The organism is Acetobacter oeni (genome assembly GCF_011516825.1).
GTDB classification, from domain to species: domain Bacteria; phylum Pseudomonadota; class Alphaproteobacteria; order Acetobacterales; family Acetobacteraceae; genus Acetobacter; species Acetobacter oeni.
Genome location: NZ_WOTA01000006.1, coordinates 172,487 through 193,505, shown reverse-complemented (window position 1 = coordinate 193,505; position 21,019 = coordinate 172,487). Strand labels below are relative to the sequence as shown.

At 58.0% G+C, this 21,019-nt stretch carries 24 protein-coding genes, 1 tRNA gene and 1 pseudogene; 13 read left to right on the top strand and 13 right to left on the bottom strand.

Annotated elements, in window-relative coordinates; genetic code table 11:
* Positions 1–101 (top strand): annotated as a pseudogene (locus tag GOB90_RS06330) (IS5/IS1182 family transposase); the annotation flags it as partial.
* Between the two features lie 288 nt (positions 102–389).
* Here the strand turns inward: GOB90_RS06330 and GOB90_RS06325 are convergent.
* From GOB90_RS06325 to GOB90_RS06310, 4 genes are all read right to left on the bottom strand, one after another.
* Positions 390–920: a thioredoxin family protein gene (locus GOB90_RS06325; RefSeq protein ID WP_146885477.1), complete on the bottom strand. Its 531-nt coding sequence runs from the start codon at positions 918–920 to the stop codon at positions 390–392.
* An 80-nt stretch (positions 921–1,000) separates the two neighbouring features.
* Positions 1,001–1,156, bottom strand: coding sequence for a hypothetical protein (locus GOB90_RS06320; protein WP_173571953.1), 156 nt, complete (start codon positions 1,154–1,156; stop codon positions 1,001–1,003).
* An 8-nt stretch (positions 1,157–1,164) separates the two neighbouring features.
* A complete protein-coding gene (locus tag GOB90_RS06315) occupies positions 1,165–2,088 on the bottom strand; it encodes an SAM-dependent methyltransferase (RefSeq protein ID WP_146885479.1) in 924 nt (307 codons plus the stop codon).
* Positions 2,081–2,464, bottom strand: a complete 384-nt coding sequence (locus GOB90_RS06310) for a DUF423 domain-containing protein (protein ID WP_261765906.1) — start codon at positions 2,462–2,464, stop codon at positions 2,081–2,083. The genes GOB90_RS06315 and GOB90_RS06310 overlap by 8 nt, the downstream gene beginning before the upstream one ends.
* Positions 2,465–2,664: 200 nt before the next feature.
* On the opposite strand from GOB90_RS06310, the gene GOB90_RS06305 reads away from it, so the two are divergent.
* From GOB90_RS06305 to GOB90_RS06280, 6 genes are all read left to right on the top strand, one after another.
* A complete protein-coding gene (locus tag GOB90_RS06305) occupies positions 2,665–3,240 on the top strand; it encodes a DUF4142 domain-containing protein (protein WP_146885482.1) in 576 nt (191 codons plus the stop codon).
* Between the two features lie 38 nt (positions 3,241–3,278).
* Positions 3,279–3,476: a hypothetical protein gene (locus GOB90_RS06300; RefSeq protein ID WP_146885484.1), complete on the top strand. Its 198-nt coding sequence runs from the start codon at positions 3,279–3,281 to the stop codon at positions 3,474–3,476.
* 108 nt (positions 3,477–3,584) lie between these two features.
* A complete protein-coding gene (locus tag GOB90_RS06295) occupies positions 3,585–4,136 on the top strand; it encodes a DUF4142 domain-containing protein (protein WP_242011832.1) in 552 nt (183 codons plus the stop codon).
* 201 nt (positions 4,137–4,337) lie between these two features.
* Positions 4,338–4,910, top strand: coding sequence for a cob(I)yrinic acid a,c-diamide adenosyltransferase (locus GOB90_RS06290; RefSeq protein ID WP_146885486.1), 573 nt, complete (start codon positions 4,338–4,340; stop codon positions 4,908–4,910).
* 299 nt (positions 4,911–5,209) lie between these two features.
* The gene (locus tag GOB90_RS06285) at positions 5,210–5,878 is read left to right on the top strand and encodes a hypothetical protein (protein WP_146885488.1); all 669 of its coding nucleotides are present in this window, start codon (positions 5,210–5,212) and stop codon (positions 5,876–5,878) included.
* Between the two features lie 37 nt (positions 5,879–5,915).
* Complete coding sequence (locus tag GOB90_RS06280; RefSeq protein WP_146885490.1) at positions 5,916–6,365, top strand: hypothetical protein; 450 nt, start codon at positions 5,916–5,918, stop codon at positions 6,363–6,365.
* Between the two features lie 39 nt (positions 6,366–6,404).
* Here GOB90_RS06280 and GOB90_RS06275 read toward each other — a convergent pair whose 3' ends face one another.
* The 6 genes from GOB90_RS06275 to rfaD all read right to left on the bottom strand — a co-directional run bounded on the left by GOB90_RS06275 (position 6,405) and on the right by rfaD (position 12,441).
* Complete coding sequence (locus GOB90_RS06275; RefSeq protein ID WP_146885492.1) at positions 6,405–7,343, bottom strand: ABC transporter substrate-binding protein; 939 nt, start codon at positions 7,341–7,343, stop codon at positions 6,405–6,407.
* A 297-nt stretch (positions 7,344–7,640) separates the two neighbouring features.
* Complete coding sequence (locus GOB90_RS06270) at positions 7,641–8,606, bottom strand: hypothetical protein (RefSeq protein WP_146885494.1); 966 nt, start codon at positions 8,604–8,606, stop codon at positions 7,641–7,643.
* Positions 8,603–9,409: a peptidoglycan editing factor PgeF gene (gene pgeF, locus GOB90_RS06265; protein ID WP_146885618.1), complete on the bottom strand. Its 807-nt coding sequence runs from the start codon at positions 9,407–9,409 to the stop codon at positions 8,603–8,605. The genes GOB90_RS06270 and pgeF overlap by 4 nt, the downstream gene beginning before the upstream one ends.
* The gene (locus tag GOB90_RS06260; RefSeq protein ID WP_146885496.1) at positions 9,409–10,443 is read right to left on the bottom strand and encodes a class I SAM-dependent methyltransferase; all 1,035 of its coding nucleotides are present in this window, start codon (positions 10,441–10,443) and stop codon (positions 9,409–9,411) included. Before GOB90_RS06260 ends, pgeF begins: the two co-directional genes overlap by 1 nt.
* 47 nt (positions 10,444–10,490) lie before the next feature.
* Positions 10,491–11,342, bottom strand: a complete 852-nt coding sequence (lgt, locus tag GOB90_RS06255; protein ID WP_146885498.1) for a prolipoprotein diacylglyceryl transferase — start codon at positions 11,340–11,342, stop codon at positions 10,491–10,493.
* A 118-nt stretch (positions 11,343–11,460) separates the two neighbouring features.
* Positions 11,461–12,441 (bottom strand): ADP-glyceromanno-heptose 6-epimerase, encoded by a 981-nt coding sequence (gene rfaD, locus GOB90_RS06250; RefSeq protein WP_146885500.1) that lies wholly within the window; start codon positions 12,439–12,441, stop codon positions 11,461–11,463.
* Positions 12,442–12,631: 190 nt separating this feature from the next.
* Between rfaD and GOB90_RS06245 the strand changes: the two genes are divergently transcribed.
* From GOB90_RS06245 to GOB90_RS06225, 5 genes are all read left to right on the top strand, one after another.
* Positions 12,632–12,997 (top strand): accessory factor UbiK family protein, encoded by a 366-nt coding sequence (locus GOB90_RS06245; protein WP_146885502.1) that lies wholly within the window; start codon positions 12,632–12,634, stop codon positions 12,995–12,997.
* 187 nt (positions 12,998–13,184) lie between these two features.
* Entirely contained in the window at positions 13,185–13,688 is a 504-nt protein-coding gene (locus GOB90_RS06240; RefSeq protein ID WP_146885504.1) for a type III secretion system chaperone family protein, read from the top strand.
* Positions 13,688–14,518, top strand: a complete 831-nt coding sequence (gene proC, locus GOB90_RS06235; RefSeq protein ID WP_146885506.1) for a pyrroline-5-carboxylate reductase — start codon at positions 13,688–13,690, stop codon at positions 14,516–14,518. The genes GOB90_RS06240 and proC overlap by 1 nt, the downstream gene beginning before the upstream one ends.
* Positions 14,519–14,561: 43 nt before the next feature.
* Positions 14,562–15,212, top strand: coding sequence for a TetR family transcriptional regulator (locus GOB90_RS06230; RefSeq protein ID WP_242011831.1), 651 nt, complete (start codon positions 14,562–14,564; stop codon positions 15,210–15,212).
* A 69-nt stretch (positions 15,213–15,281) separates the two neighbouring features.
* Positions 15,282–15,356, top strand: a tRNA-Gln gene (locus tag GOB90_RS06225).
* Positions 15,357–15,399: 43 nt separating this feature from the next.
* Here the strand turns inward: GOB90_RS06225 and GOB90_RS06220 are convergent.
* Positions 15,400–15,669, bottom strand: coding sequence for an HU family DNA-binding protein (locus GOB90_RS06220; RefSeq protein ID WP_146885510.1), 270 nt, complete (start codon positions 15,667–15,669; stop codon positions 15,400–15,402).
* 244 nt (positions 15,670–15,913) lie between these two features.
* Between GOB90_RS06220 and GOB90_RS06215 the strand changes: the two genes are divergently transcribed.
* Positions 15,914–16,789 carry a rhamnan synthesis F family protein gene (locus GOB90_RS06215; RefSeq protein ID WP_173571952.1) on the top strand — a complete coding sequence of 292 codons (876 nt, stop codon included), beginning with the start codon at positions 15,914–15,916 and terminating at the stop codon, positions 16,787–16,789.
* A 115-nt stretch (positions 16,790–16,904) separates the two neighbouring features.
* On the opposite strand, the gene GOB90_RS06210 is transcribed toward GOB90_RS06215, so the two are convergent.
* Both GOB90_RS06210 and GOB90_RS06205 read right to left on the bottom strand, forming a co-directional pair.
* Positions 16,905–18,083, bottom strand: coding sequence for an ATP-grasp domain-containing protein (locus tag GOB90_RS06210; protein WP_146885514.1), 1,179 nt, complete (start codon positions 18,081–18,083; stop codon positions 16,905–16,907).
* 50 nt (positions 18,084–18,133) lie between these two features.
* Complete coding sequence (locus tag GOB90_RS06205; RefSeq protein WP_373322050.1) at positions 18,134–20,878, bottom strand: glycosyltransferase; 2,745 nt, start codon at positions 20,876–20,878, stop codon at positions 18,134–18,136.
* Between the last annotated feature and the right edge of the window lie 141 nt (positions 20,879–21,019).

Sequence of the window (21,019 nt, the reverse complement as noted above, 5' to 3'; positions counted from 1 at the left end):
TCACGAAGGATGTCGAGACAACAATCTCGTCATCCTGCGCATGGTTGATGATTGCCCATATCCGCAGAGTTCTGCGAAAAATCAATCAAACCGCTTTCTGATTCAGGCTCTCAGACCCGTCAGGGATTTTGCAGGGGCCTCGACAGTTACAGACAGATAAGCCAGCCCGGAAACGGAGAACATGTCTGAATGACTTCATAATACTCTGTCGTCACTACAGAATTCATACCCGGACTTTAGAATATTCCAGATTATCCGGACTCAAATACACAACTCGATATTGTTATAATAAAAGAAAAACAAACACCCATCACAGAAGATACAACCCGGAACCATTGCCCGGAAGCCCCGGAGCACTCCCTGCTCCGGGGCCTTTACAAAAGAAGCAGTCAGTCCCGCGCTGCCCACCCGGCAATCAGATTCACCACAGCCTGTGACGACATCCGGCGTGCATTGCCCAGATCCTTCGATCCGTCCGTATTCAGCGCCTTCCCCTCCGGCGTCACAATCAGCACCGTCGGAACCGATGTCACCGTCACACCGTATTTCTGCGCAATGTCCATGTTCGTCTTGAAACGCATGACATTGACAGGAACCACCTCAAAATTCTGCTTCAGCCAGCCTGCCACTTCCGGCAGCGCAAAAATCCCTGCCAGCATCCGACAATCCGGACACCAGTTTCCGCCGAAATCGAGCAGAACAGATTTTTTCTCCGCCTTTGCCTTTTCAAAAGCGGCAGCCACCGCCGCAGGAGTCGCTTCCGGCACATCATAGGGCGTCTGAACGGGTGTAACCGCAACCGTCCCGATCTGCGGCGTCTCCGTGATCGCACGAGCGAAGCCCGCGCCCGGAACAGCCATCGACAAAATACCCGACAAAGACAATGAAAGCGCAAATACCCGGGCCACGCGACGACGCATTACAGTTTCCCCTACTCATCAAACAAGATCATAAACCGCTCAGCAAAAACTGAGCCACAGCTTTCCGAACAACGCACTCATCAATCCTGAAGTGACGTCCGATGATACAGCCTCAGAACTGAACCGGAACACATTGTCATCATCCACCCGCCACGCAAGGCAGCCGCCACGTCAATGACCAGCCCGATCACGCCGGACTGCACAAAAATCATCCGACATTCGTCACGAAACACCATCCCGCATTTCAAGGCGCTTCCCAGAAGAATGTTACCTCGTGCTTATTATGAAACAGATGCGCCAGCCGCCCCCCCGGAATGGCCGCGAATGCCTCCATCACCTCAAAATCCGTCTCTCCCTGAAACTTTACACTCATAACAATTCGTCCGACGCGCTCCGCCGCGATCCAGCGCTTCGCAAGCGCCAGCAACCGATTCGGATACGCAATTACGTCGGAAAACAGCCAGTCGACGCGCGCCTCATCCCGTGGCTCCAGCCCGAACGCACTCTCCTGACGAAATGTTACCCCCGGCATCGACTGCACTGACGGCGCCAGCGGCGCCCGGTCCACCGCCGTCACAGCCGCTCCGAGTTTCGCAATCGCCCACGTCCACCCTCCCGGCGTCGCCCCCAGATCCAGACACGTCTCACCCGCGACCGGCCACCGCCCCAGTCGCGTGCAGGCCTCCCATAATTTCAGATAAGCGCGCGATGGCGGTCCCTCCCGGTCTTCCGCAAACCGGGGTTCACCCGCCGGAAACGCGCTGGTCTTGCTTTGTGAAAACAGCAGAAGACCCGGCTCCATCAGCGTCCAGGCCCCAAGCGGACTCGTCGGAGCCAGTTGCGGAAACTCCAGCGGAGCCGCCTTCACCGGAGGCAATCGTTCTTCAATCAATGCGGCACGCCGGAAATGCCCCGTCGGCACCAGAGCCCAGTTCCGCTGCCGGCTCTTCAGAAGTTTCGCCGCCTCGCCAATCGACGCGATGCGATGCACCTCCGGCGCTGTCCACACGTCGAGCGCCCAGACACTCGCAACCGGCGGGGCGCTGCAAAGCGCCAGCCGTCCCAGCCATGCGTTCGGCGCCGATCCAAGCCGCTCCAGCTCCGCCTGCAATACACTATCAAAGCCCGGAGGGGCCACATAAACGCTGCCAATATCCGCTTCAGTCATGACGAAGAAACGAAACTCCAAGCAAACACCAGGACGCAATCAGGATTGACCCGCCTGTCGGCGCGACCGACCCCAGATGCTGTCCGGAAAATGCCGTGACATAGAGCGCCCCGCAAAAAATCAGCATCCCCGTTACAAAACCGTATCCGGCGATAACAGTCAGACGGGACGGCGACCGAACACCCAGCCCCAGTGCCAGAAGTGCCAGAGAATGCCACATCTGCATTTGCACGGCGCTCTGCATGATCGTCCGCCCCTCAGAAAGGCCGAATTTTTCCGCCGGCAGATGCGCCGCTACCGCCCCCATTGCTACCGCAACAGTTCCGGCAAACGCCGCAATACACCGCCAGCTCCGCATAATCCCAGCATCCGTCACGCCACAACTCCGGTTATTAACAGGCCACCATTGTCACAAACAGCAGGACACACCGCGACACAGCCCCGAATGAATGACGAGCGCATATTTGGCAGGTAACAGCCGTCGTGTTAACCGCTTCACCGGAAACCGGCAAACACGCAAAAGCGTCGCCCGCCGCATACTGAACGACAGAAAAATCCGGAGCCGGAGCAAGGTTCATGAAAATAACGAGTAAGGTTACTACCCTCACGGCCCTCATGGCACTCGCGGCCTGCTCGGCCCTGAGCGGCCCGAAAGCGCCACCCGCGCCGCCGCCGCCGTCAGCTCTGAGCGCAACCGATGCCGGCTTCGTGCAAAAAGCATCGGAACTTAATCTTGTCGAAACAGCCCTTGCCAATGCAGCCGCAACAAATGCAGCAAGCGCCGGCGTAAAATCTTTCGCGGCCGCACAGGTCACAGATCATACTGTGGCGCAGAACCGTCTCACAGCCATCGCATCGAGCCACGGCGTGACACTGGCGACCGAACCGAATGCCGACGACAAGAAAATCGTTACCACGCTGACAGGCCTGAAAGACGCGGCGTTCGACAAGGCATATCTCAGCCAGGTGATCACAGATCATAAAGCGGCCCTGCCGGTCATGACCACGGAAGCATCCTCTTCATCAGACATCGATCTGAAATCTTATGCTGAGGACAACAGTGCAAGCGTGCAGAAACACCTGAGCGCCGCCGAAGCTCTGCAGAACCCAGGCCGCCATACCACCAGCCGCACACACAAACACAGATACTGAGCACAGAGCCTTCCCGGCCAGATTCTCAGGCATCCGGTGTGGCCGAACAGGCTGGTCGCACCGGCACTCTTTACAACAGAAATACTGCCTTAAACCCGGCGGATACTTCTTATCGTCCGGCAGAAACTCCGGTTTCCGACCCGGCCTCATTGTTAAATACTCATTACAATAACGCGCGAAAAATGACCGTCGCCAGTTTTGCTGCAGAGACTGATCAGACGACCTCTCTAAAGTGATGAACTCCCGATTGTGCTGGTAATAATCGTCGTGTTAACCGCTTTACAGGGAACCGGTATACGAGCGCCCGACTTATACCGGAAGAACCCGGAATCGGAGTAATAGTGATGAAAACAGTCAATAAGATTATCACGCTCGTGGCGCTCGCTTCGCTGTCGGCCTGCGCCGCCAAACCTCCCGCGCCGCCACCGCCACCGCCGGCCCTGAGCGATACGGATGCCGCCTTTATACAGAAAGCGTCCGAAATCAATCTCGTTGAAATCGAGCTTGGCAAGGCCGCCGCAACAAACGCGAAAAGTGCTGCGGTAAAATCATATGCTCAGACGCTGGTCACCGATCACAGTTCGGCACAGGACCGGCTGTCGACGATCGCAACGTCACATGGCATTACGCTTCCAACAGCTCCGGACGAGAGCGATGAGAAAGACATCACCACACTGACAGCCCTGAAGGGCGGCAAGTTCGATCATGCCTATATCGGCAAGATGGTGGCCGGTCATACTGAAGCTCTGCCTGTCATGACGGAAGAAGCATCGTCTTCAACGGATGCAGACCTCAAATCCTATGCGCAGGACACCAGCACAACTGTCCAGCAGCACCTGGACGCCGCAAAGGCTCTGCAAAGCCCGACTCATCACAGCCATAAACACAGACACTAAAGCAAAGACCGTCCGGGCGGAGTCACAGCATCCGCCCGGATTATCTTTTTACTGACAGTCTCCCCCGAAAATTTCCGTGTAAGCCATTGTCCGTGTAAACCGCAGAATATCCGGCGCCCCACGAGCTCAGGACGAATGACCCGGTCACTCATCGGAACCGGCAACACGGTCAGCATTTTTCACATAGGGAGACCTGGCACGATGGTCGTCAGAATAGACCGCGTCGTAACGCGCGGTGGCGATAAAGGACAAACCTCACTCGGCGACGGCAGCCGGATCAGCAAATCCTCCCGGCACATCGACGCAATCGGCATGCTCGACGAAGTCAACGCCGTCGTCGGTCTTCTGCGCGCCCATGTTGCTGACACTGCCCCGGACCTTCCGGCACATCTCGCAAGTATTCAGAATCTTCTCTTCGATATAGGCGGCGATCTCTGCCAGCCCGAAGGCAGCAAACATGCAAAACGGCTCGACGGCAGCATCGCAACGGCCATTGAGGCAGAAGTCGAACGGCTACGCGCCAGCCAGTTGCCGCTGACCAGCTTCGTTCTTCCCGGTGGCAGCATTCCCGCAGCCTGGGCGCATCTCGCCCGCACCACCATTCGCCGGGCGGAACGCAGTGTTGTTGCCCTGACCGGGGAAACCTCCATCAATCCGGCGCTGATACCAATACTTAACAGATTGTCAGATTATTTCTTCGTGCTGAGTCGTCATCTGAATGAGAATGGAAAAAAGGATATTCTGTGGCAGCCCGGAAAGCCGCTTTTCACCTGAGCGCCCTTCAGAAACACTCTGATTTCAACAGCATTTTTCATCCCGATTACCCGGACGCCTCCTCGTCAGTCTATTTTTCCGACCGTTCTTGAATTACGATAACTCCCGTGCTATTCCTTTCAACACCATCCAAATGACCGTTACGATATCCCCGATAATCTGCGCCCCTTTATTCAGCGCGCATATTGCCGGCAGATCCGGTCAGCAGGAATGCTGTCTCATCAGGATCTCTTATTCGCCTGGGCGCCTTCATTCCAGTAACCGTGGACGGCAAATATGTAATTTTTGAAAGAGTTGTAGTGAATACCGGATTTCTGAAAGCAAAACATCCTCTCGATACAGACCCTCAGGAAGACCTGCTGGAAGCGGGTGCGGAAGAAGCCGCCCTTCGGGCTCTTAATCGCATGGGGTCACATAAAGGCAGCAAACCCGTCAGCCGTCCGGTGCAGTCAGGCCGCCCCGCCGAAGATACCTCTTCCCGCCTGTCGCTCCGGAGCCCGCAGGACACAAATCAGGTCCGCAAGCGCCGCTTTGTCCGGGACGGTGATATCCCTGTCGAGCACCACAATTTCTCACGTTCTCAACCACGCGCGACACCATTTGCAGCGGCTGAGACTGCACTCCCGCAGAATAATCGTGCACTGGAAGCGGAAAAACGTGCCCGGGCCGATGCCGAACGGCATGCTCACGACCTGGAAGTTTCGCAGCGCTCGCTGGAAACACGCCTCGGTCATGCCGAAATGCTTCTCACCGAACTGAAGCAGACACTCGCCACCCGTGAAATGGAATTGGCTGACCGCACCGCCGAACTGGCCACAGAACGTGCGTCCCGTCAGGCTCTCCGGCAGGAAATGAAATCCATCCGCCCGTCGCCAAAGCCCGCCAGCGTCAAAGAATCCCGCCCTGAAACCGGTCATATCGTTGCCGGGACAGGCGAGCCTCAGCCCGTTAAATGGTGGAAAGACTGAGACTCAGTTCCCGGCAACTTTCCCCGGATAAACAGGCATGATCCGCGCCATCGTGGCGCTGTCCTGCGCCTGCACCATAGCCGCGCTCTTTGTGCCGGATCTTATTGCCGGCTTTCTAAGCCTGCTGAGAAGCACGCTGGAAGCCCTGTTTCTGCCATTCCGCCTGCTGTTCGATCTCGCTGTCTGGATGACAACCGGAAAATCCATCGGCACAGCCGTTTCCGGTGTCGGTCACGCCTCCGATCCCGCTCAGCAGAACCGCGCCCTGTTTCATTGTTATATCCCGGCAGCCCTTATCGCCGCAGGATTTCTTCTTTCGCTGATCCCGCCGGAAAAACACCCGTCTCTGTTTTTTCAGGTCAGCCTGTGTCTGCTTATTGGGGCATCAGTTCTCATCGGCCTGCCCATAGCCGTGCTGTTAGCGCCAGCTCTCGTCGCTCTTATTTGCACACTGTATTCGTCGGGTGCCACACCGCAGAACAGGTAAAACCGTTACCATACCCCGTCTGATTATACCGGCCGGCAATCATTTCTGCCGGGGTGACTGTCCCGCCAGCATTCGCCCGATTTCATCGTCCGAAACCTCGTGATCAAAATACGTCCGGTAAAAAACTTTCATTCCACTCTTCAGGTCATAATCACCGAAGATATCAGGGTGCAGTAAAGCACCGACCCAGCGGAGTTGCAGTAAAAACTCCGAGCCATAACGATCCCACGGGAAAACACCGACAGGATTCGCAAACACCCGTCCCTGTTTTACAGCCCGCAGTTCATCCCATCCGGCGGGCGCATTCCCCCGCTCCGGCACAGCAAGACCACCCTGCACAATAATAATATCCGGATCCCAGACCTGAATCTGCTCCATGGTGACAGGCTTTTTCACGCCAGACACACCACCTGCGGCATTCCGCCCTCCGGCATAGCGAATCCACTGGTCGATAATCGTTCCCGCGCCATCAACCAGAAGCGGCGACAAACTCATTACATGAAGAACACGCGGCTTCCGACTTTCATCGACAGCAATGAGCTTTTTCCGGAAATATGAAATCTCCTCTTCAAGCTCCGCCGTATAAGAAGAGGCCCGCCCGCGTGCCACCGGATCATTCAGCACATCCGCCGTCAGCGCAACAGACCGCAGCAATCCACCGACATCCTGAAACGTCATGTCGAGAACAGGAAGACCGGCCACCCGCAGCGGATCTGCCTGCGTCAGTCCGCCCGAGACAAACACAAGATCGACACCATCCGCCAGCAATCCCTCCGCGCTGGCCGAACCCGGCATGACCTGCCGCGCCCGGGATAATTGCGGATTCAGCCTGAACAGCCACGGCTGATTCATCGGACGATCGACTGTCACCGCAATCCGGTCAGTCGCACCCAGCATGGCCAGAACTTCGTTATGAGCAAACCAGAGATCGGCAATACGATGCGGGTGCGCCGGAACGACCACCGCAGCGCCGGTCATGTCCTGCACACTCCGCTTTCCGCCAGCCTGATCCGCGCGCGCAGCCCCTGCCCCGACAATCCCTGCCGCCAGAATAAAAGTACAAAACAGGCGACGGCCAGAAGACTTCCCGCAGCTCAATAAATCCTGCACCGCATGCTCACATTATCTATATCCAAAAGAACATAGACAACCAACAAGAGAGGATTGCAAGCCAAAGCAGACGGAAATTCCGGCCTGTGACCAAATCGGTACAGCGAATCAAAGCCCGGTAATCAGACAAATCATGCCCTGAAAAACCGGAGTATCTGCGGACCGCTACTTACGGGCAGCTTTCGGATCGCCACCATTTTTTGCCGCCGCAGCCGGAGCGCCCTTTGTATCCGGTAACGGCTTCACATCACGAATGGTATAACGCGTGATCATTTCTTCCACTGCGCCAGCCGCCTCTTCCGCCGCCGCGCCGGCAATATCGCCCCACATCCCGTCCAGTGAGTGCGCCGGAATATCATGTAACTGGGTCGCAATACCAACCTCACTGCCGGCTTTGTCCGTAACGCGCCAGTTAATCTCAATATTCTGCTGAGGATTATTTCGCGACCCCGCTGAACCATTCGTCAGCTTTACAACAGCAGCCACAGCAAAATCTGAATCCTGCTGCGACGTCTGGATCGTGTCCTTCATCTCATGAAACGACACCACAAACGCCTGCGACAGAGCCGTATTCCCATCTCCCGGCGCGCCCGTCACGCCTCTGAACCAGATCCGCGCCCCCCGATGCTTCAGACTATGCGGATCTTCTTCCATCTGCTCAGCCTGAATCCCGTTCAGGACATTCACGACCTGCCCGGCACCGTATCCCGAAGCCTCACGCATGCCGTCTGAATTCAGAGCGTTCCAGGATGCTACCGGAATACCTGGTCCCTCCTGCGTCGCGCGCACCGTCCCCTTCGGGGTCATCACCGTGTAAAGCGGCACAATCAGATCGCCCCGACGCTCGGTGTGCAGTTTGAGCCACCAGTCTCCCGGACGGACCGGCTGCTTAATCGCCGGAACAGACTGCTGTAACAGCGCTTCGACAATATCGTTCGCCCACAACGCGGAACCGCCCGCACCCAGCGCCTTTTCGTCCGGAACCGGCACGTCCAGCCGTGATGGCGGCGGATTCCCCGCCAGGGACCTGCCATCCTTCCCCGGATCACGAAACGGATGCGGCACATCCAGACAACCCGATAAAAGCAGAAGCGAAGACACCGAAAGAAAAGACGTAAGTGAGCACCTCATAAACGCAGTTCCGCTCCGTATCCCGCCGCAATCACCGAAATCTGGTGGCCAATCGGCCCGCCCCCCGCAAGCGTCCGGCGCCGGTGACTGAAAAAACGCCGCTCATCCGTCAACGTGTCCAGACTGACAGAAACCGCGCGACCAGTCCCGGCCCGACGCAGTCGCGCCATACAGTAACCCGCCAGATCAAACTGATAATGCCCCTCCCGCACGCCGGGGGAGAACCATGCCCCGGCTCCGGAGTCAGCCACCAGCGCCGCGTCCTTCATGTCATCGCCAACTTCATAACCCGCGCGGGCGATACAGGGTCCCACGACCGCCACCACATCTTCCGGCCCGGCCCCCAGCTCCGCCATCGCCGCCAGAGTGGCCTCCAGCACGCCGCCCACCGCTCCGCGCCATCCGGCATGAGCCGCCCCGACAACCCGTCCGTCACGCGAGGCAAACAGCACCGGCCCGCAATCCGCCGTAATGATACCCAGCGCCACATCATCACGCGCCGTCACCATCGCATCAGCGGAAGCCACTTCTCCGGGCCTCCACGGCTCCGTCACCGTCACGACCTGCGGCCCATGCACCTGTGTCACCCCGAGCAAGTGGTCCGCCTCCAGCCCGAACGTCGCCGCAACACGGCGCCGGTTCTCCGTCAGTGCCGCCGGGTCATCCCCGGACCTCATCGAACAGTTCAGACTCGCATACGGCCCTTCGGAAACGCCGCCGATCCGCGTGAAAAACCCATGCCGAACAAAAGAAAGCTCTGCCCCCCGCACGACCGCATCCCGATCCAGGTTACCCGCCGCCATCATCCCGCTCCTTCCCGATCGTAAGCCGTCCCTTCCGGAAACCCCGGCGGCGCCACAAGCCCCGGAGCAAGCCGCGATGGTGACACCACCGCCAGTGCCTTGAACAACCGCCCCATCCGCTCCGGCGCAATCAGCCGGCCCAGCGCCGTACGAACCATACCCGCCTGGTCCGGCTCAGCGTCACAAAGCACCCGCGCCCGCTCCACGGCACCAAGCGCCACCAGCAATTCGCCCTGCTCAACCGGCCCGAAACACCGCGCACCAGTGGCCATCGCCGCCCGCGCCACGGCTTCAAAATCCACATGCGCCGTCAGATCCGCCGTCCCGGGCTTAACAAGCGGCGAAACCGGCTGTCCGTCCTGCAACGCCTGCAAACTCTCACCCGATGCCGTCACCGCTGTCCCGTAATCCACAAACAGCGCCACGCCCGGCCCGACGCAAAGCCGCTCCGCAACGTCACGCACAAACACACAGGCCGCCGGACAAATCTCCGCAACCTCGCCAGTTTCCACCTCACGTCCCGCCAGTTCAGCCGGCGGATCGATCATGTCCGACAGCACAAACGCGCCATCCCGCACGAACCGCTCCCGCCAGCCCGTTGTCTCACCAACAAACTGCCTGACCGGCAAGGCATCGAGAAACTCATTGGCCACCAGAACCATCGGACCACGCGGCACGCTTTCCAGTCCGTCATGCCAGAATACCGGAACACCGGACGGCTCCAGCGCCGCCTTCTGCGCGGCCCGCAAACGTGGCGAAGTCTCAACGAGATGTACGGACAGTCCGGCCATCAGATCCGGAGCCACACGGGACAGGACCCGCAGCATGTCCGCCATCAGCGTCCCGCGTCCCGGCCCCGCCTCAACCAGAAGCAGCCCGGAACAACTCCCCGCCGCCCCGGCGAGAACCTCCCGCCCGACGACCGCGCTCCAGGCTCCGAGCAGTTCACCAAAAATCTGTGAAATCTCCGGCGCGGTCACAAAATCCGCAAACGGATCGCGCCCGGCATAATAAGCCGCGTTCGCGCGGGCCATAAAAACGTCCAGGCGCTCCGGAAGACCATCAGAGACCGTTCCGCTGCTCAGCGTACATCTCCCGAAGACGCCACAGCATCATCCGGCACGCCGGCATATTCCGGAGACCGGAATGCATGCACCATCAGCCCGATCCCTGCCAGAATCATCGGAATACTCAAAATCTGGCCCATCGTTACCCCAAAGGAGAAATACCCCAGGAATGCATCCGGCTCGCGAAAAAATTCGCAGAAAATCCGCGCGCAGCCGTACCCGGCCAGAAACAGCCCCGCCAGAAACCCGGGACGTGCCCGCAAATTCTCTTTCCGCGCGGCAAACAGCAGCACCAGAAAAAGTAGCAATCCTTCCGTCAGCGCCTCATAAATCTCCGAAGGATGGCGCGGCACTCCGTCAGAATCCGGAAAAATCATCGCCCAGGGAAGAGACGGATCAGCCGCCCGTCCCCACAACTCACCATTGATGAAGTTCGCAATCCGGCCAAAGCATAACCCGATCGGCACGCACACCGTCACCCGATCGGAAAACGCCAGAAAACTCAGACCGTAACGCCGCGCAAACAGGATCAGCGCGATAATGACCCCCGCCGCGCCGCCATGAAACGACATCCCGCCTTTCCAGACCTGCGGAATCGCCAGAGGATGCGTCAGAAAAAACGATGGCTGATAAAACAGCACATACCCGAGACGCCCGCCGATCACGACCCCCAGCGTCACCCAGGTCAGAAAATCATCAGCCTGCCTGACCGTCGCCGCACGGGGCGCCCAGGTTACAATCCGCTTGAGCAGCTGCAAGCCCAGGATGATCCCGGCGATATAGGCCAGCGCATACCACCGGATCGCCAGTGGCCCGAGATGAATAAGAACCGGGTCGAACTGCGGAAATATGAGAACAGGCAGCATAATGACGTATCCTGAAGCAGGGCCATAAAACCGGAGAAGAACGAACCCGCACCGCACGGGAAATAACCGGAAACCGACGCCACGAAAACCGCGCGGACATCTCCCTCAGCAGAGGCGCTCAGAGATAAGGATCGCTTTTACCGAGATAGTCCCGGACATAAAGCCCGACCCCGTCTTCCAGACTCAGAAAGGGTTCCCGATACCCCACCGCCCGCAGGCGCGACATATCCGCGCGGGTAAAGGACTGATACTGCCCGCGCAAACTTTCCGGCATGTCGATGAACTCAATCCGTTCCGGAACCCCGGCCGCCGCACACACGGCCCTCGCCAGATCGAGATAACTCCGCGCCACGCCCGTCCCGCAGTTGAACAGCCCGTTCACATCGGGATGATCGTAGAGCCAGAGCATAACCTTCACCACATCGCCAACCCAGATGAAGTCCCGCACCTGCTCGCCATCCGCGACATCCGGCCGGTCTGACCGGAACAGCCGCGCCGGTCTGCCAGCCCGCACCTCGTCGTATTTGACCTTCACCACAGAGATCATACTGCCTTTGTGGTACTCATTCGGACCATAAACATTGAAAAACTTCAGCCCCGTCCATTGCGGGGGTCTCACCCCCCCGCGCGTCAGCCGCGCTTCCGTCAGCTGGTCAAACATGTGTTTCGACCAGCCATACAGATTGAGCGGCTCAAGCGTCCCGAGCCGCGCCGGATCGTCTGAAAACAGGTCCGCCCGGTCCGCCGCGCCATAGGTCGCCGCGGAAGAGGCATAGATAAAACGCACTCTCTGCTCCGCGCACCAGTCCCGGAGCTTTTCCGACAACGCGACATTGGTCGCCCAGACCAGATCACCGTCGGTCGCGGTCGTGGAACTGATCGCTCCCATATGGAAAACGGCCCCGACATCCGCCGCGCTGCCCAGGAATCCGTCCAGATCGTCGGGACTCACTATTCGCACCGCCGGCCGGTGGCGAAGATTCCGCCATTTATCCTGGTCGCCCAGCCAGTCGACAACAACCACATCCAGCCCGCGATCACACAGCGCGGCCACAAGACACGATCCGATAAATCCGGCGCCACCGGTAACGATAATCATGAGACGAGCCTTATAATCAGGATGGCGCACGATACCAGACCGGACCCGCACCGGAAAATCGCCCGCCCTGCGATCCCCCACATTAAAGAGGACCGGTGTGGGTTGGATTAATTCGCTCTCAATGCTTATAAGCGAGAGTAGAACAGAAGGGCCGCCGTATCCGTGGCTCATGAGACCCAGGAGGACCGGTATGACAGACCGACCGCGTCTCTTTGACGATCTCGCCGGCGTCGCCGGCGGGGCCATCTCCGCCATCGCGGGGATGAAAGAAGAGATCAATGCCCTCGTGCGCTCTCGTGTCGATGAAGCTCTCGGCCAGCTTCAGGTCGTCCGCCGTGAAGAATTCGAAGTCGTCCGGGAACTCGCCGCCAATGCCCGCATGGCCGGGGAAGACGCGGACCAGCGTATCGCCGCACTCGAAAAACGTGTCACAGATCTCGAAAAACGCACACATGCCGGTCCGGACACGCATACTGTATCCGGAAATACGGCGAATGGTGGTTGCAATAATCAGCCTTATGGATGGAGCGGCGATAACGGGGCGAACCCGAACTGACCGGTTCGCCCAAAAATGCGGCCTGACAGGAGCGTGTTCTAAAAAAGAGACAGCCCTCCTTGCCGGTCGTGACTAGGATTCATAGGCTCAACAGCGCAGCGAGTCGGACATTCGTCTCGCAGCCTGATTCGCAGACAAAACCGCCCGCCCGCAGCAGCGGACCGGTTTTATGGCTTGGGAGGCCAGTATGCCTGCTCTGACGATGACCACCTCCACTCCCCACTCCAACCCGCTCGATCTGATGGAACAGATCATCTGCAGTTATGAATGGGCGTTTGAACGCCGAAATTCCGCCGAAATGGCCGCAGAAGCCCCCGGAAAATGGTGCGATTACGGTCTGTTTTTCTCCTGGTCCGCCGAACTTTCCGCCATGCACTTTACCTGCGCCTTTGATCTGAAGGTTCCAGAACAGCAGCGTAAGGCCCTCTTCGAACTCATCGCACTGGCGAACGAAAGACTCTGGATCGGTCATTTTTCGATCGATCTCGACTGCGGCATGCCTATGTTCCGGCACGCTATCCTTCTGCGCGGCGCACCCGGCGCTTCCATGGAAAGCCTGGAAGATATGATCGACATCGCCATCAGTGAATGTGAACGTTTCTACCCGGCCTTCCAGTTCGTTCTGTGGGGCGGTAAAGCGCCGCAGGAAGCTCTCGATGCCGCCATGCTCGACTGCGCCGGCGAGGCCTGATGGCCTCCCACCTTCCTCCCCTCCTTCTGATCGGCTGCGGCCAGATGGGAGGGGCTCTTTTCCGGGCCTGGGAACAAAACAGCCTCGCACCATCCGTCGTCATCGACCGGCATAAAGACAGTATAGCCGCGCCACATTCTCTCGTCCGGTCGATTGATGAGATCCCAAAAAAATTCGCCCCGGATGCCATCATCCTGGCAGTGAAACCCGGAAAAGCCGCTGAAACCATCATTACTCTGGTCAAAAAGCGCCCTGATCTGCTCGCCAATGCCCCGGTCATCATCTCGGTTATGGCCGGCTGCACCACTACCTCTCTCACCAGCGCGTTTGCCAATGCCATTACAGGCGTCACGCCCGCTGTTGTCAGAGCCATGCCCAACACGCCGTCAGCCGTCGGTCGCGGCATGACCGGCCTGTTTGCCGACACCGATGTCGGAGCAGAAAAGAAAGAACTGAGTGATCTCCTTTTCAGCGCCGCAGGCACGACAGTCTGGGTGGATGAAGAAGACCAGATCAATGCCCTGACAGCCATCTCCGGCAGCGGTCCCGCCTATGTTTTCCTCCTGGCCGAACTTCTGGAAAAAGCCGCGATCGAACAGGGCCTGCCACAGCAGGCGGCCCGCCTCCTGGCCCGCAAAACACTTACCGGTGCGGGAGAACTTCTTGATCAGATGCCCGAAGATGCGGCACAACTGCGCAGAAACGTCACCAGCCCCGGAGGCACAACGGCCGCAGCCATCGAAATTCTGAATGCTCCGGAGAACTGGCCCGCTTCGGTCTCAGAAGCCGTCGCCGCAGCTGTTCGCCGCGCCCGGGAACTCGCTGCCTGACCTGACTGCGCTCCGAACAGGACCGCCCTTTTTTCTCCAGATCATGAGCCCGCTGCACATGGAAGACGCCGACCAGTTCGATTCAGCCCTCCTCACTTCAGCCATGTCCCTGGCTGCCAGTAAAGGATGGAGAAATATCTCCATGCCGGCGATTGCCCGCAATGCGGACCTTGATATCGGAGAGGTCCGGACGCGCTACCCGTTCAAAACTTCGATTCTGCTTCTGCTGGGACGCCTCGCCGACCGGGCAGCCCTGGTCGATGATGGGAGTCTTTCCACCCCGCGTGAGACTCTGTTCGATCTGCTGATGCGACGATTTGACGTCTTCCAGCAATACCGTGAAGGCGTCCTCACTGTTCTCCGCAGCCTGCCTTTCGACCCGCCTCTCGCGGTGATCCTCGGCCTCGCCACTATGGACAGCATGAACTGGATCGCCGCAGCTGCCGGCATCGAAACCAGCGGCCTGCAGGGCGCCCTTCGCATCCAGGGCGTCACTGCAATCTGGACATACACACTGCGTGCCTGGGAAAAAGACGAAAGCGAGGATCTGGGCACCACCATGGCTGTCCTTGAACAGGGCCTCGACCGTGCCGAACGCATGGGGCTCTTTCCGACGACAAGTCAGCCTGCCCTGGACTCACCGGCAGACAGTTCCGGAACAGGCGGCGAAACCGATGCCGGTTTTGTGGAATAATACAGACAACGCATCTTTACGCGTCGTGTGGGTCGCATTAAAACATCCGGCGACGCAAGCGGCAGCTATTGGGGTGTAGCCAAGCGGTAAGGCAGCGGATTTTGATTCCGCCATTCGGAGGTTCGATCCCTCCCACCCCAGCCAGCAGGAAGAGAGGCACTGCTCCCGTCCCGCTGTGAAGAATTCTTCAGACGGCTTTTTTCAGATTTGGACTTGCCTTGAAACGCACAGTCTTGCCGGCCTTCACCTTGACAGGCTCGCCAGTCCGCGGGTTCAGAGCCTTCCGGGCCTTAGTCTTTTTCACGGTGAATGTTCCGAAAGAGGGAAGAGTGAAACCGCCTTCTTTCTTCATTTCCCTGATAATAGCGTCCATAAGATCAGCCGCAGCCTTGTTCGCAGCGACCCCCGTGCAGCTGATCGAATCCTGGATTACTGCGGCAATAAAAGCTTTACTCATGAACCACCCACTCTCCCTGAATACACATACCGGCCAGCCACCTGGAAACCTTCATTATGTCAAAACGACTTGGCCAATCGCGCGGCTTTTAACGTGACATACAAAAGGAAACCAGAAAAAAGTTACTCTGGAAACTCGCTTCTGATGAATATCGGCAGAAAAACATCAAGATGAGGTAAAACGGACACGCTTCTGCGTCGCAACGACCCACCGAACCCCCCTCATGGAGCCCGGCAATAAATTCATGCCTGACCAGATCTGCCTCTTTGCCGCCTACACCCGGGACGGCACACTCCCCCCCTATACGCTTTATTATTTATCCGAACTGACCTCCTGTGGCTTCACCACTCACGTCGCCCTGTCCGGCGCAGCACAGGTCAGTAAAGAAACTGAACAAAGCTGCCATGACAGAGGAATTATACTCTGGCCACGCCCTAATACCGGACATGATTTCGGCGCCTGGCAGCATCTCCTGCTCCACAACTGTGCGGCCGGAGCCAGTCGGGTCCTGCTCGCCAATGACAGCGTCTTCGGCCCGCTCTCTCCGCTGGCTCCGATTTTCCGGAGAATGCAGTCCTCAGCAGCCGACGTCTGGGGCATGGTCGAAACCCGCGCCATAACGCCGCATCTGCAGTCATGGTTCGTCTGTTTTGAACGACATAGTTTCGACGCCGAACCGGTTCAGCGTGCTCTCCGGCAAAATTTTGTCAATATGACTAAGGAAGAACTGATCTGGCATGGCGAACTGGGCCTTTCAGTCGCCTGCCGGGCCGCCGGTCTTGGCACAGATGCCCTCTGGAGCGACCGCAACGGCCTGTCCGGCACCCTCTTCCCCGCGATCAACCCAATGCACGCGCGCTGGCGGCAAATGGCCCGAGGCAGAAGTGTTCCTTTTATTAAGACAGAACTTCTGCGGGATAATCCTTTCCGTCTGCTTACAACACCAGAATGGAAGCAGATCGTAACATCACACAGCAATTTCAAACCGGAATGGATTGCCAGCTACCTCAGAACGAATCCACCCCGAACCAGAACCACGGCTTCAAATCTGAAAGGCAGACTTCTTTATAATCTGTTCGATCAGATCACAGGCAGATATACTTTTCCCGGAAAACAATAACCCCATCAAAGTTTAAGAAACCGCCCAAAACCTGCACGCAGATATTATATTTTAATATTGACTGTAATTCCGAACATTACCATCTGCCTACCCTGCAACCGGCAATCCGGAGCCATCAGTTCTGATCAGGTCCGTTACGACACGCTGGCATCCCGCTTTTCTGATCAACCATTGCTTCAAATGCTTTTCTTATTTTTGTAATACAAGCTGATTTATAAGGATAAATATCTGCCGGATCGCGATCATGCACGATCATGCCAGTTTCAATCTCAAAGACAACCAGTGTTCCGTCAGCCAGAACACCGAAATCGAGTCCAAAGTAATCAAGCCCGACCGCCTTTGCGATCCCGTCCAGCGCACTCATCACCGAAGATGGAAAATAGCCCGCCATATTCTGCATGAACTGCGCCTCTTCCATACGACGTTCCGGATGTTCCTCCATCTTCGCATTGTAATACCAGACGGCCCAGTCATTATGAATCGCAAGATGAACCGGGTACGCAACCCCATCGACGAAGACAACACGGTACTTTCTGTAGAGCCCGTCCTCACCTGCGTAATTCACAAACCGGGTGACATAATATGTCCCGTCTTCGCCCACCTCCCGCACATATGCCTCAAGCGCGGCCCGATCATTAAGCCGCTGCAATCCATTGCCGGCATGAGACGAAACAGGACGGATCAGCAACGGAAAAGGCGGAACATCCTCAAAAGGCGCCCGCCCCACCGTACATTCCGGAACCAGAACATGAGGCACACCGGCAAGAAGTTCCGCCGTCATCGAACGCGCCACACGACTGATCCAGCCACCGCCATTAAAAACAGCAATGCCACAGGCCGTCGCAATCTCCTCCGCCTGCCTAATCACCGCCGCCTGACGATCATCTTCCGCAATGGCAATCAGCACCGCATCCGGCTTCAGATCCCTGACCGTCGCGATCAGTTTCTCCCGGTCCTCCGCACGACCGGAAACCCAGACAGTTTCAATCTCGGTGTTTTCATCCAGAAGCATCGCAACCGGTGCATTAGCCTGAAAAGAACCGGGCGCATTCAGCACAACCAGCCGTCGCGCTCCGGCCTCTGCCGTCCCGGCATGCCACTGCACCGGATCAAGCGTCATTGCCGCTTCAAGGTGGCACAGAGCCGCAACTTCGTCGCCGCAGACCTGACAGACCTCCCACAGCATATAATGCTGCACAGCCTGCGCGGCAGACCCTTCGGCTTCCTGTAACCGACGTTCGAGAATCAGGCGCGCAAGAAGCGGGTTTTCCGCAATAGTCGTAAAATCGAGCATGCGCCAGATTTACACGAAGAATTTCTAATCCCCCGTAAACGCAAGCACACTCATGCCCGTAAGCCAGCCACTTCCTCCAGGAACCCCGTCAGCTCTGTCGCCTGACCTTCAAAGGTCGGCAACCCGCTCTTCAGGGGATTCCGGTACGTATCAAACCGTTCTTTCTGCATCAGAACGCCCTCAACAGCCGACCGGAGCGATCCGGCCTGTCCATCCAGCGGAATCAGCGTCCCGTTCACCCCGTCAACAATATCCTCCGCCTGTCCGCCTGGCGACGTCGCTATGACCCACACATCCCGCGCCAAGGCCTCCCGCACACTCAGCCCGTAACTTTCCATCCACTGCGACGGGAACAGCAGGACGTCGATCCGCGCATAAAATGCATCCATCGTTTCCTGTCTGTAAGCCGGAAGCACTGACACACGACCCCGCACCTTCCAGTCATCCACAAGAATTGACGGGAAACCAAGGTTGAGCTTGTTATCAATTAGAACAAGCTCCCAGTCATCCCGCTCCAGAGCCTCAAAAGCTTTACGAATCAGCGGAAAACCTTTCACTGTTTCCGCTCCCCCGACAAATCCAAAGCGCAGCGGTGTGCCGGAAACGTGTAACGCTCTCTGACCTTTCGGCCACGTAAACCCGTTCCGATTGACCCTGATCTGTCCGGCCTCAATGCCGTTTTCCATGTACAGCGCCCGATGAGACTGACTCGGCGTCAGTAAAAGCGCCGCCGATTTCAGCACAGCCCCCATCATCTCAGCCCGCAAAGCCAGATGCCGCGCACCGGGGACACAGGCCGCGCAAACCCTGAGATCAATATGCCGCTGGAAACAGTAGCGCCCGTCCTCACGCACCATGAACTGCCGCTCACACAGCCACCAAGCATCGTGAAGCGTAATAACATAAGGAATGCCCAGCTCCAGGCAGACCTGAGCCATGCCAAGACCCAGTCCCTGCACCGAATGCAAATGCACGACATCCGGACGAAAGGCCTCCAGCCATGCCCGGAACAGCTCTGTGCACCGGGGATTGTCCAGCGCCGCCACCCTGTCGATATCGATCGGCAACGGCGCCGCGACAACAGGTACACCCTCTGTTTCATAACGCAGAGAAGCTGAATAATGCCCTTCCAGATACGGCCCCGATGTAAAGACCGCCACATCCGCGCCACGCCCGGAAAGCTGCCTGACCATCTCTTCAGCGATCAGCGTCGCCCCCCCGAAAGACCGGGGTGCAAAATAAATATTCGCGCTCATCACCCGAAGCGGACGCCCCTTCGGTAAAGCCACAACAGGTTCAGGAAAACAGACAGCCACCTGCTCCCGTGCCACCGCTTCCGGACGATATCGCTGTATCACATCGCTCCGCGCCTGCCGGCCAAGCCGCTGGCTCAGTCCCGGATCGTAGCAAAGTGCCAGCAAAGCATCGCGCCATTCCTCAGCGCTCTCAGCAAGTAATCCGTTCTCCCCGTTTCGTATCACCTGCGTAAACGCGTCCCTAGGCGAACATACAGCCGGGACATCAAGCATCGCCGCTTCAAGAAATTTGATATTGCTCTTGGCATCATTGAATGCCGTCGGTTCCAGCGGCGCAATCGTCAGATCAGCCCGTGCCAGCATTGCCATATAAGCCGGATAATCCCGACCGGACAGTTGCTCCACACGATCACCAAATCGCCGGAAATCATCCGGCAGCGTCAGTTCGCCGATCACCTGCAACCGCAGACGGGGCTCCGCCTCCATGGCCGCCATCAGTCCCGCCGCGCAGCACCGGAAATCAGCGTCATGAGTCCGCGTCCCGGAACCATAAACCAGCAATATCGAATCCCGATCGGGCCTCGCGGACCGCTCCGTCCGCGCAGCCTCCGCGATCGCAATCGTCTGCCTGTCGAGCGCGTTCTCAATGACATGCACGTCACTGACCCCGGCCCGCCGCATGGCTTCACCCAGCGCCCGCGTTGAAGCGATACCCCGCCCGCAACTCAGCAGACAGTCCCTGAAAAGTCCCACACCGAACAGAAGCTCGCGCTGCTCACTCACCGAAAGACTGTTCAGATTGCCATTCTCCCGATATTCCGACTCGTCGAAAATCAGGTCATCCACTTCCCACCAGGGCGAAAGTCCGAGACGCTTAGCTTCGGCCAGCAGCCCCTTAACCGACGGAAATGCCGGAACCCGATAGAAAACGACCTCAGTGCAGGTCTGCAAGGCAGACAGAGAGGCGTCCATATCGCGCCAGTCCGTCACTTCAACATGCCAGTTGAGAAGCTCCAGCTCCTCCTTACGCTGCCAGACGCGGTATTTCGCGCACTGAGGCAGTGTCAGTTCCGCGATAATCAGAAGTGAAGGCCGAAAATCCCGCAATCGGGAGGCAGGCTGTGCAGCGCCATAAACATCCGGCTCAGCTCCGACCTTGGCCCGTTCTGCCACCTTCAGTGAGGCCACCGTCTTCCTTACGTCCCGTCGAAGTTCCAGCCGCGCCCGAATCCGGGATGTCACACGCCGGTATAACGCCCTGCCTCCCTCCGTTTCCACCAGTTCAGCCGCACGTCTTACGACCTTACGCAGGGGCTGCCCCGATGGCGTGGAACCATGAGCCAGAAGCCAGACGATCCTGATAAGCCGCCCCAGACGAGCCGTACGTGACGTGTTCCAGCCGGCCAGCTGGTTCCGGGCATGAGCCGCCTCAGAAGCCAGCCCGTCCGCCCGCATACTGTGGATAAACGCGCTGGAACGATAACCTGCCAGCAAAGCCTCCGAATCCCGAAGACGCGCTTCCAGTTCATTACGTGCGATTTCGTCTGTCACACTCAGGCCTTCAGTCCCACTATAAGGAGCCCTCTTTTCTGGCGGCAAAATTTTACCTCGATTTCAGCTCCATAAAACCGGTCTCCTGAGCTTCGGATTAAAGCTGAAGGCAAAAAAAAACCGGACCAT

Coding starts and splice junctions, on each gene's coding strand:
- GOB90_RS06325 (WP_146885477.1), bottom strand. CDS start 920: ATGCGTCGTCGCGTGGCCCGGGTATTTGCGCTTTCATTGTCTTTGTCG.
- GOB90_RS06320 (WP_173571953.1), bottom strand. CDS start 1,156: ATGGTGTTTCGTGACGAATGTCGGATGATTTTTGTGCAGTCCGGCGTG.
- GOB90_RS06315 (WP_146885479.1), bottom strand. CDS start 2,088: ATGACTGAAGCGGATATTGGCAGCGTTTATGTGGCCCCTCCGGGCTTT.
- GOB90_RS06305 (WP_146885482.1), top strand. CDS start 2,665: ATGAAAATAACGAGTAAGGTTACTACCCTCACGGCCCTCATGGCACTC.
- GOB90_RS06295 (WP_242011832.1), top strand. CDS start 3,585: ATGAAAACAGTCAATAAGATTATCACGCTCGTGGCGCTCGCTTCGCTG.
- GOB90_RS06290 (WP_146885486.1), top strand. CDS start 4,338: ATGGTCGTCAGAATAGACCGCGTCGTAACGCGCGGTGGCGATAAAGGA.
- GOB90_RS06280 (WP_146885490.1), top strand. CDS start 5,916: ATGATCCGCGCCATCGTGGCGCTGTCCTGCGCCTGCACCATAGCCGCG.
- GOB90_RS06275 (WP_146885492.1), bottom strand. CDS start 7,343: ATGACCGGCGCTGCGGTGGTCGTTCCGGCGCACCCGCATCGTATTGCC.
- GOB90_RS06270 (WP_146885494.1), bottom strand. CDS start 8,606: ATGAGGTGCTCACTTACGTCTTTTCTTTCGGTGTCTTCGCTTCTGCTT.
- pgeF (WP_146885618.1), bottom strand. CDS start 9,409: ATGGCGGCGGGTAACCTGGATCGGGATGCGGTCGTGCGGGGGGCAGAG.
- GOB90_RS06260 (WP_146885496.1), bottom strand. CDS start 10,443: ATGGCCCGCGCGAACGCGGCTTATTATGCCGGGCGCGATCCGTTTGCG.
- lgt (WP_146885498.1), bottom strand. CDS start 11,342: ATGCTGCCTGTTCTCATATTTCCGCAGTTCGACCCGGTTCTTATTCAT.
- rfaD (WP_146885500.1), bottom strand. CDS start 12,441: ATGATTATCGTTACCGGTGGCGCCGGATTTATCGGATCGTGTCTTGTG.
- GOB90_RS06245 (WP_146885502.1), top strand. CDS start 12,632: ATGACAGACCGACCGCGTCTCTTTGACGATCTCGCCGGCGTCGCCGGC.
- GOB90_RS06240 (WP_146885504.1), top strand. CDS start 13,185: ATGCCTGCTCTGACGATGACCACCTCCACTCCCCACTCCAACCCGCTC.
- proC (WP_146885506.1), top strand. CDS start 13,688: ATGGCCTCCCACCTTCCTCCCCTCCTTCTGATCGGCTGCGGCCAGATG.
- GOB90_RS06230 (WP_242011831.1), top strand. CDS start 14,562: ATGAGCCCGCTGCACATGGAAGACGCCGACCAGTTCGATTCAGCCCTC.
- GOB90_RS06220 (WP_146885510.1), bottom strand. CDS start 15,669: ATGAGTAAAGCTTTTATTGCCGCAGTAATCCAGGATTCGATCAGCTGC.
- GOB90_RS06215 (WP_173571952.1), top strand. CDS start 15,914: ATGCCTGACCAGATCTGCCTCTTTGCCGCCTACACCCGGGACGGCACA.
- GOB90_RS06210 (WP_146885514.1), bottom strand. CDS start 18,083: ATGCTCGATTTTACGACTATTGCGGAAAACCCGCTTCTTGCGCGCCTG.